Genomic DNA, 17,279 nt, shown 5'->3' on the forward strand with positions numbered 1-17,279 from the left:
ATTTGGAGTCGCCTGTGAGGCTGGCTGTAGGTCCGTCACGATAGTGATCGGTTCAATATTCCGAACGGTATATGAACACTCGGCACATTATTGGCTGTTGAGACGAGGTGACGTTCTTGGTCGTCAAAGAAGATGTGGGGCTTGAGGATCGACACAATACTTCCTTTCTCAAGCCCGCCGAGAAAGAAGGCGTCATTTACCGTAACCCCCACTGCTTTAAGCTGTGCACGGCACGTTCGTGAGCATGATCTGAAGTGTCGCGGGCGGTGATAAGGGAGACGCGTACCCTGGGCGAATACGTCCCGTCATTCTGTCGCCGACTCTCCTCCAACATCTGTATCTTGTTGATTGCGTGCAGGAATGGACGCAACGGCCCAGCCGGGTGTGGAACAGTGGCGTGCTCAGCTTCGTATTCGTGAAACCTGGCAAGCCCGCCTGATGCGTATACATTCTCGGATGAGTCGTCGGCAAGTACTCCGTCGAAATCGAACGCGATACGCAGCTCAAGATCATCGGGATCATCCTCCGCCTCTGGACAGTCGAGGACTCTGCCTGCTGGCAACGACAACCCCGTCGCTTCTTTGACGTCCTCTTCGTTCTTGGAGAGAAAGAGAGACATGTTGAAGGCGGGCATGTAGCGATAGGGTGAGCGGCCCTGTGTAAACACTGCGCGGGCGACTCTCTCGAGCTTGTGAGCCTTGATTGATCGCAGGACTCGGAGGCCGGTCATCGGATCGTTGTGGGACAAGACCACAACCTCAACCAGCTGCTCATTCGACAGGTTGAGATTGTTTAACGACAACACCCTCCGAACAAAGGGGAAGGCCGTACCGGGTTCGAGCCTACGGTTAAGGTTATCCTCCTGATATTTCCGGTAAGAAGCTTCGCCGTCGGTTTGAAATACACGGTCGGATTCCGTCAGGTCGAACAGTGCACTGGAGGCGATTCCGATTACGAGGCGCTCATTGGTTTTCATAGCTCTAGTTTTCCGTGTCGTGGAACGATGGTTCAGGGCTCAAGACGGCGATTGAGCGCCACCAACCTCGGCCGGATCAAGTGTTATTTGCCGAGTTCGCCAGCCGCGAGAAATGTTGGTGAGCTAGCTCCATGTCGCGCTCGCGGTCTACGCCGGTGAACGGCTCGACGTAGGTGATGCCGTCGACTGTTAGGTCTGACGACGGGAGGGGGCCCTTCTTGCGGTATTCGGAGGCTAGTTTGGTGGGGAGTTGGCGGCCGTTGGCGTCGTAGAGGGCTTCGCGTTCGTATTTTTGGAGGACGGGGAATTGGGTGCGGTAGATGGTCAGGAGTTCTTCGGCGGTGATGTTGAGCATTACGGCTACGATGGCGTCGATTTCGATGAGGGCTTGGCGGCGATCCGATGCGCTACGCAGCGGAGTGTTCCACGTCCAGTCTTGTGTAACGTTGCTGAGTTCGGACGGTCCGTAGTATGCGTTTCCAAGATTGGGTACGCTAGAATCCTTGAGCCATTCGGGAGAAAATAGTTCGGACCAAAGCGGAGCATAGGCTTGAGTGAGACAATTTAGTCGGAGAGTGCGGTGAATCAGATGGTTTTCGAGCGGATGATGGCGAATATGTGGGACCTGTCCAAGGATTCCAATCTTGATGTTGGTAACGCCGGTTACCTTGACCATGTAGTCGGCTGGCAATGACGCAGTAATGCCGCCAGCAATCGCCAGATCCGCAAGATCGTCGAACGTTAGCGAGAACAGTCCAAGGACGTGAGTAGGGCCTGGTGGAATCAACGCCGAGTGTATGGTCCGGACGTTTGCGGACTGGCCCATTGCGCGCCAAGTTAACCGATAGAAGTGCGAGCTTGGCTGACTGTGCCACTTGGGGTACCCGGCAATGTATTCGTCGGGGCGCTTCGCTGGTTGATAGCTGGTTCTTGGGATGAATTCTTTGCCAATGCTCATTAAGTCAATCTCTGTGGTGTCGAGATTGTTGCGCATCGTCTCTGTGGGCTGTTTGAATAACGGTGTGGCTACGGTGATGTGAGGTCCTTGAAGAATTGCCTCATCCATCTTCTTCGGTATAGCGGATGTCGCTTGAAAGTAGCCAAGTTTTCGGTCAGTCGTTTCATTCCAGCCGGATGTCCAGAAGAACGGTTTGTCTGCGATGCGGGGTGCGGCTGCGAGCTTGTTAAGGACTGCCGCACTAGCTCGATTGACTGGGTAAAGCATGCGCGCTGTTTCAGGCGCCGTACCTGTCTCGTCGATCAAGGCGGCCCAAGTTGCCAATAGGGACTCTGTGACGACGATTATCCTTTCAGCGTGGGGCCGTAGGTCCCAGTGTCCGTCTTCCGACTTGACGCCGGGTGGCGCCCCGGAGCCGTCGTGGTGGAAGGATCGGTCTACTGTGTCTGGGTGGTACAGAGCCGCACCCTGCAAGAAGCGGATATCCGAATCAGCACCATATACATGGACCCCAAATATATTGTGATGGTCAATGTCGAACAGGCTCAATTCGTTTTTAAACTGCCAGTGCCGCCGGAGTCGTCTATAGCATTCTCTCCGAAAATGGCTGGCGCGGACCTCTGCGAAGTGACTCTCAGGATGTACGAGCGATCCGACGCCTATCTTTGATGCGGATCTCCATGTTCGTTCAATGAAGCATCGGTAGAGGTCTGGTCGCAGTCCACTAAGAGCTGGGCGATCTATCCCGGAACTGAGGTGGCAGCTCTGTCCTGCTTGCTCGGACCGTTCGTTGAGGAAAGCGGTTAGGTATGCAGACTGTGAAACGAGAGCTGCCATTTTGGTGCGCTTTGTGGTTTCATCGGGCTTATTCTCCAGCCGCCACCACGGGTCGAGTTCGGCCAGCACTCCGGCTTCGTCCCAATCTGGTCGTACCCAGGGGGGGTTACCCACCTGTAAGTCGACCCCACCACGCGCGAACAGCGGTGCAAAGTCGAGCTCCCAATGGTGGAACCCTTGTGTACTAGCGATCTCGGAAGCCACGTTCAGCCAGGGAAATTCAGCGGTCGCGGCGTCGGTGGACTTGGCTTGGGCGAAGACCCGGTCGTTGTCTTCGGCGATATCGAGTTCGGACCAGTCCAGGTCGGAGGCGAAGCTGGTTTGGCCGTACTTTTCGAACTTGCCTGCCTTGGCGGTTGTGCCGAGGATCGATTCGAGGCCGCCGACCCACTGGTCCCAGTCTGGTGCCGCGATGTCGCCGGTGACGGGCCAGGACCAGAGTGCGCACCAGGCATCCATCACTCTGCGCAACCGCTGGTAGGAGCCCTTCTCGTCGTTGAGGACCGCTTCGATTTGTTCGCGGGTGACCGCGGGGACATGGTCGATGGGTTCGCTGCGCCACAGGTGAAGGTCACGGCGGATCTCGGACTCGGCGATGGTCAAGCGGCGGAGGGTGAACTCCCACAGGGTTTCCACGCGCTGGGCGAGGGAGGCCAAGCGTTTGGTGATGTCCTTGGACGGGGACTTACGGATTTCGTTGCGCCATAGCCGGAGTTCTTCGCGCTGGTCGGGAGCATAGGTTTTGGCTTCGGCGGTGTCGACTATCGCGCCCCAGCCTTCGGCGGGGAGGAGGAAGTGGTGGATCCCTGCGCCGATTTCGGTGCCGAGGGGGACGTCCTTGGGGACGGTTTTGAGCCAGGCCTTTTTAATGAGGTCGGTGGGGGAGTAGATCGCTCGACGGGCGCCGATGAGGGAGTTGCCTCGGCGGAGGTGGAGGCCGAACCAGGGGGCTTGGAGGCCTGCGACCATGGTGTCGAGCCAGAGGGAGATTTCGGCTAGCTCTACGGCTGTTGCGTTGAGGTCGACGCCGTAGACCTGGTGAATGGCGATGTGGGCCTTCACCTTTTGGAGTTCGATCGTGTATTGGTCGGCGTCAATCAGTTCGCCCAGGTCTTCTTGTTTGCGCTTCAAGTACTCGGCGGCGAGTTGGCGGACTGCTTCGATGGCGAAGGCGCCGGAGCCGAGGGCTGGTTCGCAGATGGTGAGGGAGAGGATTTCTTCGGGGGTGGTGCGGTGGCCGTCTTGGTCGAGGAGTTCCTCGAGGGCCTGGGAGACGACGAATTTCGTCAGGACTTCGGGGGTGTAGTACGAGGCGGACTGTTGGCGTTCGCGGCCTGCGAGACGGAAGACGAAGGTGCCCTTGGGATGGAGGACGGGCTTGAGTTCGCCGGTGACGGGGTCTTCGGTGCGGACGAAGTCGGATTCGGAGAGGTGGTCGGCGCGGTCGACGGGGACGACCCAGGAGCCCTTTTCGGGGTTGCCGTCCTTGGCTACTTCGTAGAGGTCTTCCTCGGCGAAGAAGCCGGTGTAGGACATCAGGCCCTCATAGACGGCGCCGAGCTGGTTGATGCCGAGTTCGGCGTAGCTGATGAAGCCGCGGTCACCGCCCTTGCGGGTCTTGCTCTCCTTGGTGAGGAGGAGGTGGGCCAAGACCTGCTGGGTCGCTTCGTTGCCGAGGCCGACTTCGTCGATGAGGGCGGTTGCCTTGGGGGAGAACAGGTCTGCGCGCAGCGGATTGAACTCGAGACCGGGAGCCGGGTCGTCGGTGACGTTCTCCCGAACGGCAGGCTTGTGGCCCCGGTCGACGAGGTCGAAGAGCTTCTTCAGCGAGTCGTACAGATGTGTGCCGGTGCGGGCGTGGTGGGAGACCAACTCGGTGAGGGTGAGTTCGCGGAGGCGGTCCAGGCCGTAACCCTCCTCGTACTCGGCGGCGCCGGTGGGCAGCACCTGCATCTCCGGCGACGCCTCGGCGTAGAGCAGGAACAGGATGCGGTACAGGAAGCGCAGGGAGTGTTTGGCGAGGTCGTTGCCGTCGATTCCGTCCATCGTCAGGCCCTTGTCGCGGCGGCGGTGCACGACCTCGTTGGCGATGATTTCGATGGACAGGCGGATGCCTTCGCGCAGGTCCTTGGAGACGCCGACGGTGTGCTTCACAGAGTCTTCGAGGACGCCGGTCCACCAGATGTTGCCGTCGGCATCGGGGCGTAGGGATTGGTGGCCGAAGATGGCTGCGGCGCGGTCGATTTCGCCGCCGCGGGCGTCGTGGCGGCGTTCGGCGACGACCAGCAGGTCCATGGCGAGGTAGCGGCCTTCGGCCCAGCGTTCGGCTTCGGCGAGCAGGAGCCAGCGGCCTGCCTGGACCACGATGAAGGCGGGTGGGGTGTCGGAGCGGAAGGCGGCCGACACCGTTTTGGAGGCCGATTCGAGGGGTTTCCCGTCTTCGGTTGCGGTGGTGATCAGGGTGCCGGTGCCGAGGAAGTCTTCGATCGACTCGACGGGGTTGGCTTGCAGGAAAAGCACATTCGGGGTGCTGGCGAGTTGGGCGTCGGGGATCAGTAGTTCCGATCCGGCGCGTTCGGCTGTGAAGGGGGTGAGTTCGCCGTCGAAGCCGAAGGCGGTGCGGACCTGGGCATGCGCCTTCGGGGCGGCTTCGGGGTTCTCGGCCAGTGCGCCCAGGGCGGTGTGCAGTTCACCGGCGCTGGACAGCAGGGAGCTGCGGACTGTCTTGCGGCCCTCCTTGGCCTCGGCGTCCCAGCCTTTGCGTAGCTCCATCACCTTGCCGTGGAACGACTCCTTCACCGAATCGGTGGTGAAGTAGTGCTCACTGATCCAGTCCTCGCCGACGACGATGGAATCGAAAGAGGCCATGTTTACTGGTCCTTGTCTGCGACGATCACCAGCAGCGGACGCACCAGCTGCTGGGTGGGGGCAAGGGATTCGGCGAGGCGCTGTTCCTCGGCGATACGGCGGGCGTAGGTGTCGACCTTCTTCTTCTGGGTGCCGAACAATTCGAGTTGTTCGGCGCCGGAATACCAGCGATCGGCGCGCTGGCGCCATTGGGCGAGGCGCTCATTGGCGGAGCGTTCCTGGTGGTCGAGGACGAGTTTCATCGACTGGGTGGCCTTGTCGACCGCGATGGGGATCAGCTGCTGGAAGCGTTCCGGGTCGGGGATCGGACCGGGATTCGCGGTGTTCGGCTTCAGGCCGGTCTCGGTGAGCAGGAAGTCGAGGCTTTCCAGCGGGCTGGGGATCGCGAAGTTCGGGCGGGCCAGGTCGGGGAACTCGACGGTGGAGAACACACGGGAGACGAGTTGGCCGCGGCGGTTCATCAGGGTGCCCATCAGGACGACGGTGACGGCGTCGACCTGCCCGCGGATGGCGAAGATCTGATTGCGGCCGAGCGCCGACAGGGCGCGGTCGCTGGCCCAGTCGAGGATGGGATGCAGGGGACCGAGGTAGTGGGCCTCGGGCCAGGTGGTGCCGTTGATGCCTTTGCCCTGGCGGGCGACGCGCAGCTCGGCGTCACCGACCTGGGTGGACGTGGCGAGCTTGAGGCGTTTGTCGATCTGACCCTTGTCACGGTAGTTCTGCGGGAGCTGCGATAGCCGCTGACGCAGGTCCTTGGGTGGGACCAGTTCGGCGATGCCGTGATTGGCGTGCACGGTCCAGCCGACGCCGCCCTTGGCGGGCTCGGCGTGGGGGACGTCGTCGAAGGCGGCGCGTAGTGCTTCGTCGAGGTAGCTCACGTCGTCGGGGTAGAGGCTCTGGCGGGGGAGCTCGGGAAGGGCGGGGGTGAAGTCGGTGTCGAGCTGGGCGAAGAAGGAGTCGAAATCGTCGCCGTCGAGGACGTCGTCGATGGTGCGGACCTCGGCGTCGAGTTCGGCCTTGCCCGCGAGCACATCCCGGATCGCCGATTCCTCTTCGGTGACACTGTGTTTGCCCATCAGGGAGGCCACATCGCCGAGCGTGGTGTGGGCCTGGTTTTCGCGTTCCAGCAAGCGCGACAGCACGCGGAGGTCGCCGGAGAACTCGGGGTCGGAGGGCTCGAGGATGAGCGAGGAGATCACCGGCGGGTACTTCTGGCCGTAGCGGTCGACACGACCGTTGCGCTGTTCGATGCGGATCAGCGACCACGGGATGTCGTAGTGGATGAGGTGATGGCACTGGGCATGCAGGTTCACGCCTTCGGAGGCGACATCGCCGGTGACGAGAACCCGGACGGGGGAGGTCTCCAGTTTGAAGCTCTCGACGATCTCCTGCTGCTCCACATCGGAGAGGCCGCCGTGCAGCATCGCGATGTTCTCCGGCTTCAAACCTAATGCGGCAGGCAAAGATTCGGTGAGCCACTTCAAAGTGGCAACGCGTTCGGCGAACACCACCGCGCGCATCGAAGACTTCGGGCCGACGCCGATTTCGCGCAGGCGATCCACCAAAGCGGCTTGCTTACCGGCTGATTCGGTGAACGCCTTGTCATTGAGGTCGGCGAGGTTGTCGAGCGCGGCCAGCTCGATGCGCTGCTCCGGGGTGCCGTCGCGCAGTTTGTCGCGGCGCTGGTTGATCGACTCACGCAGGGCGGCGGGCGAGGACAGGAAGGCTTTGGCCAGGGTCCACGGGAACAGACCCTTGGTTTCGCCGGAATACGGGCTGCCGTTTTCGGGATGCAACCAGACTTGCGAAAGTTCTCGGGCAACAGCGTCTTCGGCGGGCGAAGGGGTGACGAGCTTGTGCACCGGCTCAGCACGTTCAGCCCAGTCGCTGCCGACCTCAGCGGCGACCTCATCGTGGTGCCGATGACGGCGGATCAACAGATTCTGCACGTCTTCTTTGGTGAAGGTTCCGTCGGCGGCAACCGCGGTGGGGTCGAGCAGTCGCAACAACTCGGCGAAGGACTCTTCGCGACCGTTGTGGGGGGTCGCCGATGCCAGGATCAGGGCCTCGGTGTTGGGTGCGAGGACACGGGCAAGCTCGTTGTTCTGGGTGCCGACGTTGGTGAGGTTGTGCGACTCGTCGATGACCACCGCATCCCAATGCTGCCGAGCCAGATGGGCCTTGTAGCGCGGGCTCTTGAGGGTGTCGATCGAGATGATCGCCCGCTTGTAATAGGTGAACGGGTTGCGGGTCGCGGGCAGTTTCTGGCGGACCTTCTGGATACCGGTCGAGTCCAGCCGCACGAACGGCAGGGCGAAACGGCACCACAGCTCGTGCTGCATCTGCTCGAGCACGTGTTTGGGGGTGACGATCAGGATGCGCTCCCCGCGCCCTCGGCGAACCAGCTCGGACAGGATCATGCCGATCTCGAGGGTCTTGCCGAGACCCACCGCGTCGGCGAGCAGGATGCGCGGCCGGATGTGCTGGGGGTCAAGGGCTTTGGCGACCGCTGCGCGCTGGTAGCCGAGGGAATCGGCGAGCATGCGGGTGGAGACGGTGAGGGTTTGGTCGCCGTAGGGGAACGGGGTTTTGCGCAGCAGGGCCTCGAGCCAGAGGCGGGAATCGCGGTAGCCGGACGAGCCGTCGGCGATCACACGCGCTTTCGCCGGATCCAGGACCTCGATGTCGTCGAGACTGTCGTAGAACGTGGCGGTGGTGTCGGCGACGAGCTCCGACAGGCCGCGTACGCGCAGCAGCCAACCGTCGGAGCCCTGCTCGGCGGAGGTCACCAACCACTCTTCGTCACGTACGACGACGATCGAGCCAGGGGCGACGTTGAGCGGGCGAGGCTCGACGGTGGTCATCAGGGGTACTCCTGGTGGGTCGACGGTAGAACGGTCCAATTTAGTACCCATTTGGGAGCAATTCGCCGTTCTGCATGTTTAGGGTCGAGACTTCTGGGATCCCGCTGGTCACAGCGGTGGTGTTACTTACGCTAGATGAAAGTGAAAACAATGTCAACCGGTAATTCGGTTATCATTCGTGCATTCATCCGGGTGGTGACGCTACCTGCTGCCGTGCCCGGCGCTGCTACCGTTGTGCAACCAGAGGAGGGGAGCGATCGGTGGTAGAAGACTCGGCCAGCGAGCCGACCGAGCCGGGCGACGACTCCTATGTCGTGCTCCGCGCCGATGTTGTTGCATTCTCGGCGCCCCGGATTCCTGTACTCGAGGCCGAGGACCGGGCACTGCCGACCGTGACCATCGGGGAACTTGCCGGAGCCGGCACGGTGGAAGTACTCGAATCGCCACCCACACTCCTCCCCGTCGGCACCGGGGCTCCGATGCTGAGCGCCAAGGATATTCGGATCGGTAGGTCCCCGTCCAAGGCGGCGGACGCCGCAGTTCCCGGCGCGGTGACGACGCGGCCGGGCGACGTAGTCGTGGTCAGCGGTGGCGGACCGACCGTGGTCCGGGTGTGCACGGCGGTCGCACTGCTCGCGCCCCTTGTGGTGCTCATCCGTGCGAACCCGGCAGTGGTCGACAGCCGGTTTCTGGCGGGAGTGCTGCAGGCCGCGGTCGACAGCGTCACCGGAAAGGTCCCGGACCTGTTCGCCGTGGAGTTCCCGCGGATGACCCTCGCCGAGCAGCGACGGGCAGGTGAGGTGGTCGCCCAGCTGATGGAGCTCGAAAATGTCTGGCGCCGGCAACGTACTGCCGTCGAACAGTTGGTTCGGCAGGGCATCGCGGGACTTTCCAGCGGCCGGTTGTCGCCGGGGCCGGTGGCATGACACCACATATCGTCGCCGGGCGGTACGAGCTGATCGAGATTATCGGGCGCGGCGGCATGGGCCAGGTGTACCGCGGTTTCGACCGGCAGCTCAAGCGGCGGATCGCGGTGAAGTTCATCCATCCCGGACTCGCCGAGAGCGAGGAATGGGAGCGGCGGTTCGTCAGGGAGGCCGAGCTGATGGCCCAGATGAGTCATCCCGGGATGCCCGCTGTGTTCGACGCAGGCATCGACCCCGGGCCGCCGGAGCGGCCGTTCCTGATCATGGAATACATCGACGGGGTCACGCTCGACCACATCCTGGCGACCCGAGGTCGACTTTCGGTGGGCGCGGTGGCATCCATCGCCGCACAGACCGCTGCTGTCCTAGCGGAAGCGCACGGGCACAGTATCTTTCATCGGGACCTCAAGCCGTCGAACTTGATGCTCTGTCCCGACGGCACGGTCAAAGTGCTCGACTTCGGCATCGCTATCGCACTCGACAGCAACCAACCGAGGCTCACGCGCACGGGATCGGGGATCGGCACTCCTGAATACATGGCGCCTGAGCAGGTCCGCAACAAAACTGTTGTGCCACAAACAGATCTATACGCACTGGGCCTGGTCATGTACGAACTGCTCACCGGGCAGCGGGCCATGCTCGGGTCCTCGGAAATCGACACGATGATCAATCAGATCAATGCGGAACCGCCTGTGGTGAGCCGGGTTCGTGCTGACGTACCCGAGGAGCTGAGTGTGTTGATCACGAGCATGCTCGCGAAAGACCACACGCACCGTCCGCCGGATGCGACCGCGGTGTACGCGGTGGTGATGCGGTATGTGGGCGCTGTGGACGGCCTGCACGACGATCCGCAGCCGAACAGCCCGACCCGGTTGTATGCCACCGCGGTCGGAGCATCGGCCTCGACGAGAACGGCAGCAACGCAACATCATCCGTCTCCACGCGACCCGGTCGCGACAGACTTCACTCGCGGCGATCTCGAGCGCGCCGTTCGGCAGGCTCGCGATCTCGCCGACGAATCACGCTATGTGCCGGCCATCGGTCAGCTGAACACCGTGCTCGGTGTCGCGGTGCCACAGCTGGGCGCGCGAGACGCCGATGTCGTCGATGCCCGGGTTCGGTTGGCGGACTTGTGCATGGAAGCCGCGGATTACCAGCAAGCCATCGCGCACTACAGCGAGTTGATCGACGACCTCACCGCCGAACGCGGGCCGTACGACGACCAGGTGATGTTTTGTCAGCGGCAGATGGCCAACTGTCAGGTGCACAATGGGCAGGTGCGCGCCGCGCTGACTCGTTTGCGGCGGTTGCACGAACAGCTGGCCGCCTGGCACGGGGACGACGACCCGAGAGTCGGTCAATTGGCTGAGATGATCGCTCAGATTCGCGCGGGTTCCCGGTAGCTTCGGCAGCTCACGGAACGCTGCCACGGTTTGTATGGTCCCAGATCATGACGAACTGATCTCTGGCCCTCGTCGCCGCCACATACAGCAGCGCCTGCTCGCGTCGTCTCTCGTCAGCCGCAACAGGATCGACGGGTGCACTCGTCGGCGCCGCCACCCCACGGTCTTCTGGATCGACACCGACCAAGATCACGTGGGTGAACTCCTGGCCCTTCGCTTTGTGCATGGTCAGCACGGATACTTGGGGCTTGGAATCGGCAGAATCGGCTACTTCCTCGACCGCGATGTGGCGAGCGCGAAGGTGTCCGTATATCTGCTTGCCGGTATCACGTGTTCTGGCGAGGATGGCAATCGACATCGCCGGGGTGCTTGTGGCCAGCCAGCTTTGGACAACCGCCGCCACACGGTCCAGCATGGACTCGTTGCTCGACTCGGCGATGAGTTCCGGCTTCGGGCCAAGCCGCGACGACCGGTATCCGGTATCGGCCTCGACCGCTCCTTCCAAGTCGTGGAAGGTCGAATCGGCGAGGAAGCGCAATGCGAAGTCCAGGTTCTGCGCCGTGGTCCGGTAGTTCAGCGTGAGTCGGCGTGACCGCCCTTTGATGGCCACATTGTGATGGGCGAGCGTGATGCTCTCGCTGTAAATCCGCTGATGCGGGTCCTCCGCGATGAACAGGTCGTTAGGGCCTTCGTCGGCCAAGCAGCGGAGGAAACGCCAATGGACCGCGTGCAGGTCTTGACCTTCATCGATCAAGACGTGGTCTGCTACTGCGGGGTCCTGAGCCTCTGCGTCGCACTGCAAGACCTGTGTGGCTACGGCAGCGATCTCAGGGAAGGTATAGCGACCCAGATTCATACAGAATTTTCGGTGCTCGGCGAATATCTTCCACAGCTCCCTTTTGGCGCTGCGGCTCAGCCGCACACCGCGGCCGCGCCGGTCGCTCTTGGCGTACTCCTCGAACCGGCGTAGCCGCCGAGCCAGCACGACATTGACATACTCGCTTTCGAGAAATGATTCGGCCGTCAGATGTGGCGGTAGGGTGTGCGATACATGGGCCACGGTTCGCCGCCACACCCTGGTGCTTTCGAATCTCGGCCGGTCGGTACGGAATCTGCTGTGTCCGAACACATTTCTGGAAGCCGTTTCGACCAGATTCGAGTTCTCGACAACTTCCAATGCCAGACTGTCGACACTAGCCACATAGATCCCGGGCTCTCCCAGCTGTTTTGCGAGAGTGATGCCGGGCGCGAGGGTCTCGAGGTTGCGGCGGAGCACATCGGCGAGCACGGCGTTGAATGTGGTCAGCAGAATCCGTGCGTCAGGGTGACGGTTGGCGAGATTTCTCGCTCGATGCACCAGGATCACCGACTTCCCCGTGCCCGACCCGCCGGTGACCCGAAACGAACCACGAAGGTCCTGTTCGGCGTATCGACGCTGTTCGGGGTGCAGGAACGTGCGCCACGCGGCGATGTCTCCGGTTTCGATCACCCGTTGGAGTTCGGCCGAGTCCTCCGCATAGGTGAATCGCAGCTTCGACGCCGGGTGGGCGAGCGCCGCGATTATCCGGCGGTCTTCGTCGCCTTCCTGCTCGGAGGGGGCGGCGCCGAGCCGGTAGTTCTCCCTAATCCGATCGAGGTCGACGCCGACCATCAGGTCGAGTAGCGCGTTACCCTGCCAGCCGATGGTCGCCGAGATCTGTTCGGCGAACCGGATGAACTCGTCGCGATCGGTGATGCGATAGGCGCGCTCTGCCACATCGCGGTCGATCCCGAGGCGCTCGGCGAGTTCTGACGGACCGATGCCGGGCACCGCGAGCACCGACCGCCGCGGTCGGACAGAGTCGACCGGTAGGCCGTTCTCGACAGCCGAACGTCCGATGATGCCCTCGAGGACGCCGGAGACCGGATTGATACGCAGTACGGCCTGTTCGGCGAATGCGACCGCCTCGGCCGTGCGCCACGTGCCCATGTAGATGTAGGTGGTCTCGCCACGGTCGGGAACCACCTGGAACAGAACGGCGCGGTGTCGCCGGTCGACATAGGCAGTTCGGATGCGGGTGTCCACCGCGCCCGGCACCGTCTGCACCGCCGCGCGACCCCGGTCGTCGTCCTGCAGCAACGCGAGCAGGTCGAACACTCGCCGTCGGACCTGCGGTTCCAAGCGGGGCCGGACAGCTGTCGACGCGAGGACGAGCTGGGCCATTACGCGTGGACCTGCCACGGCAGGACGTCGCTGATCGTCTCGATCAGAGCAGCGATCTGATCGGGGAACTCCTCCGCCCACACCGCCAGGAATGCCTGCGCCACATCGTGTCCCGACAGGAAGTCGAGATCATCCCCGATCTGCTGCCAGATGAGGTGAATGTCGTGGTTGGTCAGGCTGCGCTGCCGGATCACCGAGGTGACGCGTCGCTGGTCGGCCAGCGGCAGGCGCAACGACCTGGTGAGCTTCGCCGCCAGCGCGTCGAGGCGGCCGAAGACATCCATGAAAATCGTGGCTTCCGGGTCGGAAGAGCCCGGCAGGATGTGGATGCGCCGCTCGGGATCGGCGTCGTCCGACCTGTCACCGTCGAGGAAGCACACCGCGGGCTGCCGTGTAGTCGGCACCGAATTATGGTGCAGCGTGGTTTGTTTCGCGGTGCCCGCCCCGTTCATCGCATGGATCTGGATCGTGGATATCTCGATGCCGCCGTGCATACGCAGAGCCATGGCGACAAGGCTCACCGCGAACTCGTCCTCGACGAAGATCACCAGACGCGCGTCGACCTGCCCCGTGATCGCACGCAGCGCGCGTACGTCGAGTTTGCCCTGAATAACCGTGTCGCCGAGGGCCGCCCAGATCGCCTCCGGGGGTAGCGGTGCGAGCGCGTCGTTGGAGTGCGTGGTGAAAACCACCTGACACTTCTTACGGCCCGCCACCCCGATCAAGTATTCGACCATTCGCTGGGTCGCGACGGGGTGCAGGCCGTTCTCGATCTCCTCGATGAGAATCAAACTCTGCTCATCGGCAGCTTCGACTTCGGCGATGATACGGATGACGCTGGCCTCCCCAGCACCGAAGTGGAACTCGGAGTATCCGTCGCCACGGGCCGTGACCCCGGAGAACATGCTGAGTTTGTCGGTGGCGTCGAGATAGAGCTGCCGGAATCCCGACAGCGGTTTGCCGAGTACCTTCTCGGCCTCGGCGGCCACCTGCTGAGGAAGCTGGATCTCGCGAAAGGCCTCATAGGTGCCGCTGATGGCGCGGCGAAGATTCTGCCGTTCGTTGGCAGGCACGGTTCGCTCGACACCGAAGATGAGGACAGCTCGGTCTACTGCCGAACGATTCCACTTCAGGCGCTTGAAGCTAGCGGTCCGAAGGATGGGCGCGCGTTTGTTCAGCGCCCGCTCGATCAGCTGGTATTCGATCGACCAATTTTGCATGCTGTCGTCGTACGTGCCGCTCTTGGCGAAGAACCGGCCCGGCGGTACAGAGCTGTAGGGCAGTGCCGCCGCGCCCAGTACGGTCGACTTGCCGCCGCCGTTCGGACCGACCACGGCGGTCACCGGGAAGTCGAAACTCACCTCGACGTCGACGAAACCGCGCACCCTGGTGAGGGTCAATCGACGCAGATACTGGCGGTAGTTCTCCTTGACCACCTTGGCAGCGAGATCCCGGATCTCTCCGGCTCGGATCTCGCTGCGATATCCGGTGGACGTGTTCATCCCCATGACCCACCCCGATTTCGTATCTCGGCTGAATCCCGCCCGAACCCCATCAAGATCGTATCGTAGCGTACAGAGAAGCGAGAATCGCTCTGCTGCAGAGGGTTTCAGGGAACTTCGACATAGGGGAACTGCGGCGCTCAGTCGGTGAGGTACGCAACCCAGAGGTAGTCACGTGGTCGGCTGACGGCTACCAGCATCTGTCTCGCCAGGAGCTCCGCTCGATCGCGCGCTCCGCCGGTCAGTTGGGTGATATCGCTCGCAGGCTCGTCGGTGATGTGGAATACCGCTGCGAAATCCATGCCCTTCGCGCGATGCACCGTACCCACTTTGACCGGGTCTACCTGGGTCCCGTCGTAACGCTCCAACGAGATCGTGTCGAAACCGGCATTGCGCAACACGCGCTGGAAGCGGTCGACATCGCGGTGTGAGTTGACGATGACGGCGATATCGGAATGCGGTGGCAGTCCGGCGTTTCGGACCGCCTCGGGAAGTGCGGTGTTGATGTCTCGTTGCGAGAGCCGTTCCTCGACGACACAACCGTCGGGGAGCGTCGCGTCACTGTCGCGGAGAACGAAGCCGGGGCCGCCGTCGAGGTCGTCGACAGTGTTTCCGGCCTCGACACGCTTCGAATAGCGCAGGATCGCTTCACGGTTGCGATAGTTGGTCCGCAACACGCGACCACGACCGCCCGGGAGTGGAATCCCCGCTTCGGACAGTTTCCAACCGCCGGAATACACCTGCTGCTGACCGTCGCCGACCAGCAGCAGCTGAGCATCGGGGCCGCCGCCGAGGATCTGGTGCACCAGCCGCAGCTCCAGCAGCGTGAAGTCTTGAACTTCGTCGACCACTACCAGTGCGTAGTTCTCGGTGTCATCGAGCGGACGTTCCCGCAGCTCCTGGATGGCGAGTCCGATGACGTCGTTGAAATCATGGACTCCTCGCGCGTCCAGGCCTGCCTGATACGGGAGAAACCAGTTCTCCCACACATATTTACGGCGGCCGCCGTGCAGGCTGATTCCTTCGCGTCCGGAACGCTTGATGCCGAGGTATGTCGCCAATTCGGTGATACCGCGACCCTTGATCACCCGGTTCGTTTCGTCCGCCCAGTAACCGAAATCGGTGCCCTCGACCTTCGCGAGGACTGCGCGAGCGTGCTGCCAAGCCTGCGCAAACGACGTATTCACAGCGCGGTCGTCGAGGTTGAACTCGACCTCTCGACGACGGAGAAAGGCTCTGGCCCAGGCATGTAGACCGATGAACTGTGCTCGATCGGCCGCTTGCGGCGCCAACCGGGCGAAGCCTGATTGGTGGTACGCCGGCAGTGTCTTGACGAAGCTGGTGAACAGGAGCCGCCCAGGGTTTCGCTTGGCAAAGTGTGCCATGCGGTGCAGTGCCACCACAGACTTGCCGGTGCCCGCCGGACCGCTGAAACGGGCGGGTCCCGTGAAATTCGTGTGCACCAGACTGAGCTGGTCGGGATCGAGGAAGGTCATCCAGTCGCGGAACGGCCTGGCCAAGGCGCCGTCGCGGGTGTCCGAGTGCAGGTCTGTCTCTTCGAACAGGCCGCCCGTAGTCACCCGCTCCGGTTCGGGGGCGTTGTTCGAGCTGATCCATTTGTGCCAGGTGAGCCGCTCCGCGGCGCTGGTCGCTACCTGGGCGACACGCCCTGGTGACAGCCGTTGTTCAGCTCTGGTGAAAGTTGCGAGAATCGAAGATTCATCGACGACGATGGCCATATCCGGGGCCGGAAAAGCCGAAGCTTGCGGCACAAGCAGGACGAGCTCGATGGTGTGCGGTACGAACTGGCTGCTGTCGAAACGAATTCCGGCGAACACGTCCTCCGCGTGTTTGCGGATCTCCTGCAGCCGGCCCGGCTTGGGCGCGACTTCGGTGAACACCAGAGCGTAGACACCTGTCCGCCCGATCGCGTAAGCCGCAGCATGATCTTCGCGCGGCGCCTCGCGCTCGACCATCAGGTGCCATCCACGTACCGTGAGCAGACTCGAGAGGAACCGGCGTTGCGACGACGTCAGGTGTGGCAGGTCGGCGAGAGTGTGCTCCACCCAGTGGACAAGGCGTTCCCGGCTGATGTTCGGCATGACCCCCCGATCACTTCAATGCGTTGCCCTTCAACATAATTGACTGCTGCCGGCTTCGTGTGGTGAATCGCCGCACATCGGTCGGTGTGATGGTCGCCGAGGTCAGGGGCGGTCGACGTCGGGGAGGATGACCTCGGGCTTGAAGATGACCTTGTAGTGGTAGCGGTCTACCTCGGCGGGCTCGAGCTGTTCCACGAAGTAGCTGACGTTGTCGGACAGGCCGAGGAAGTGTTTCTTGTACTGGTCGTCGCCGGTTTTGCAGGTGACTTCGAGTTGTTTGTTCTCGTCTTTGATCGAGCACTTGCCCTCTACCGAGAGCAGGTACTTGTCGGTGATTCCGTTGAAGAAGACCACGCGGCGGTTGATCTTGAACTGGTCGGATTCCTTGGACAGGTTCTCCGAGACCACGTCGGCATCGGACGAGCAGCCGGTGAGTGTGATGGCGGACAGTGCCGCGATGGCGACGATGAGCGTGGTTTTCATTCCCTACCCCTACCTCGGTGTATCCCCCGGAGAATGACTCCTGGATGACCGATTTTAGCTGGGTGCGGTTGGATTACCAGGCGATATTTGCTGGGGCACAAAGGCGTTGACTCGCCTATCGGCCAGAGAGTGAGGCGCTACCGATCGGCGGGTGAGG

General features: G+C 62.4%; 8 protein-coding genes and 1 pseudogene. 2 read left to right on the top strand and 7 right to left on the bottom strand.

Annotated features, from left to right (window positions below):
- Nucleotides 1–35: 35 nt before the first annotated feature.
- The 3 genes and pseudogenes from HYG95_RS18390 to HYG95_RS18400 all read right to left on the bottom strand — a co-directional run bounded on the left by HYG95_RS18390 (nt 36) and on the right by HYG95_RS18400 (nt 8,503).
- Nucleotides 36–976, bottom strand: a pseudogene (locus HYG95_RS18390) (5'-nucleotidase).
- A gap of 76 nt (nt 977–1,052) precedes the next feature.
- A complete protein-coding gene (locus HYG95_RS18395; RefSeq protein ID WP_181699357.1) occupies nt 1,053–5,639 on the bottom strand; it encodes a DNA methyltransferase in 4,587 nt (1,528 codons plus the stop codon).
- Nucleotides 5,640–5,641: 2 nt separating this feature from the next.
- Nucleotides 5,642–8,503 carry a helicase-related protein gene (locus tag HYG95_RS18400; RefSeq protein WP_181699359.1) on the bottom strand — a complete coding sequence of 954 codons (2,862 nt, stop codon included), beginning with the start codon at nt 8,501–8,503 and terminating at the stop codon, nt 5,642–5,644.
- Between the two features lie 260 nt (nt 8,504–8,763).
- Here HYG95_RS18400 and HYG95_RS18405 point away from each other — a divergent pair, with 260 nt between their 5' ends.
- Nucleotides 8,764–9,429 carry a hypothetical protein gene (locus HYG95_RS18405; RefSeq protein WP_181699361.1) on the top strand — a complete coding sequence of 222 codons (666 nt, stop codon included), beginning with the start codon at nt 8,764–8,766 and terminating at the stop codon, nt 9,427–9,429.
- The gene (locus tag HYG95_RS18410; protein ID WP_181699363.1) at nt 9,426–10,832 is read left to right on the top strand and encodes a serine/threonine-protein kinase; all 1,407 of its coding nucleotides are present in this window, start codon (nt 9,426–9,428) and stop codon (nt 10,830–10,832) included. The genes HYG95_RS18405 and HYG95_RS18410 overlap by 4 nt, the downstream gene beginning before the upstream one ends.
- A 10-nt stretch (nt 10,833–10,842) precedes the next feature.
- Here HYG95_RS18410 and HYG95_RS18415 read toward each other — a convergent pair whose 3' ends face one another.
- The 4 genes from HYG95_RS18415 to HYG95_RS18430 all read right to left on the bottom strand — a co-directional run bounded on the left by HYG95_RS18415 (nt 10,843) and on the right by HYG95_RS18430 (nt 17,122).
- Nucleotides 10,843–12,642, bottom strand: coding sequence for a 3'-5' exonuclease (locus tag HYG95_RS18415; protein WP_181699365.1), 1,800 nt, complete (start codon nt 12,640–12,642; stop codon nt 10,843–10,845).
- Nucleotides 12,643–13,034: 392 nt separating this feature from the next.
- Nucleotides 13,035–14,537 carry an ATP-dependent endonuclease gene (locus tag HYG95_RS18420; protein ID WP_181699367.1) on the bottom strand — a complete coding sequence of 501 codons (1,503 nt, stop codon included), beginning with the start codon at nt 14,535–14,537 and terminating at the stop codon, nt 13,035–13,037.
- 140 nt (nt 14,538–14,677) lie between these two features.
- On the bottom strand, nt 14,678–16,639 hold the full coding sequence (locus HYG95_RS18425; protein ID WP_181699368.1) for a UvrD-helicase domain-containing protein: 1,962 nt from the start codon (nt 16,637–16,639) through the stop codon (nt 14,678–14,680).
- Nucleotides 16,640–16,741: 102 nt separating this feature from the next.
- A complete protein-coding gene (locus HYG95_RS18430; RefSeq protein WP_181699370.1) occupies nt 16,742–17,122 on the bottom strand; it encodes a hypothetical protein in 381 nt (126 codons plus the stop codon).
- Nucleotides 17,123–17,279 lie beyond the last annotated feature (157 nt).

Source organism: Nocardia sp. GTS18 (assembly GCF_013839555.1).
Taxonomy (GTDB): Bacteria; Actinomycetota; Actinomycetes; order Mycobacteriales; family Mycobacteriaceae; genus Nocardia; species Nocardia rosealba.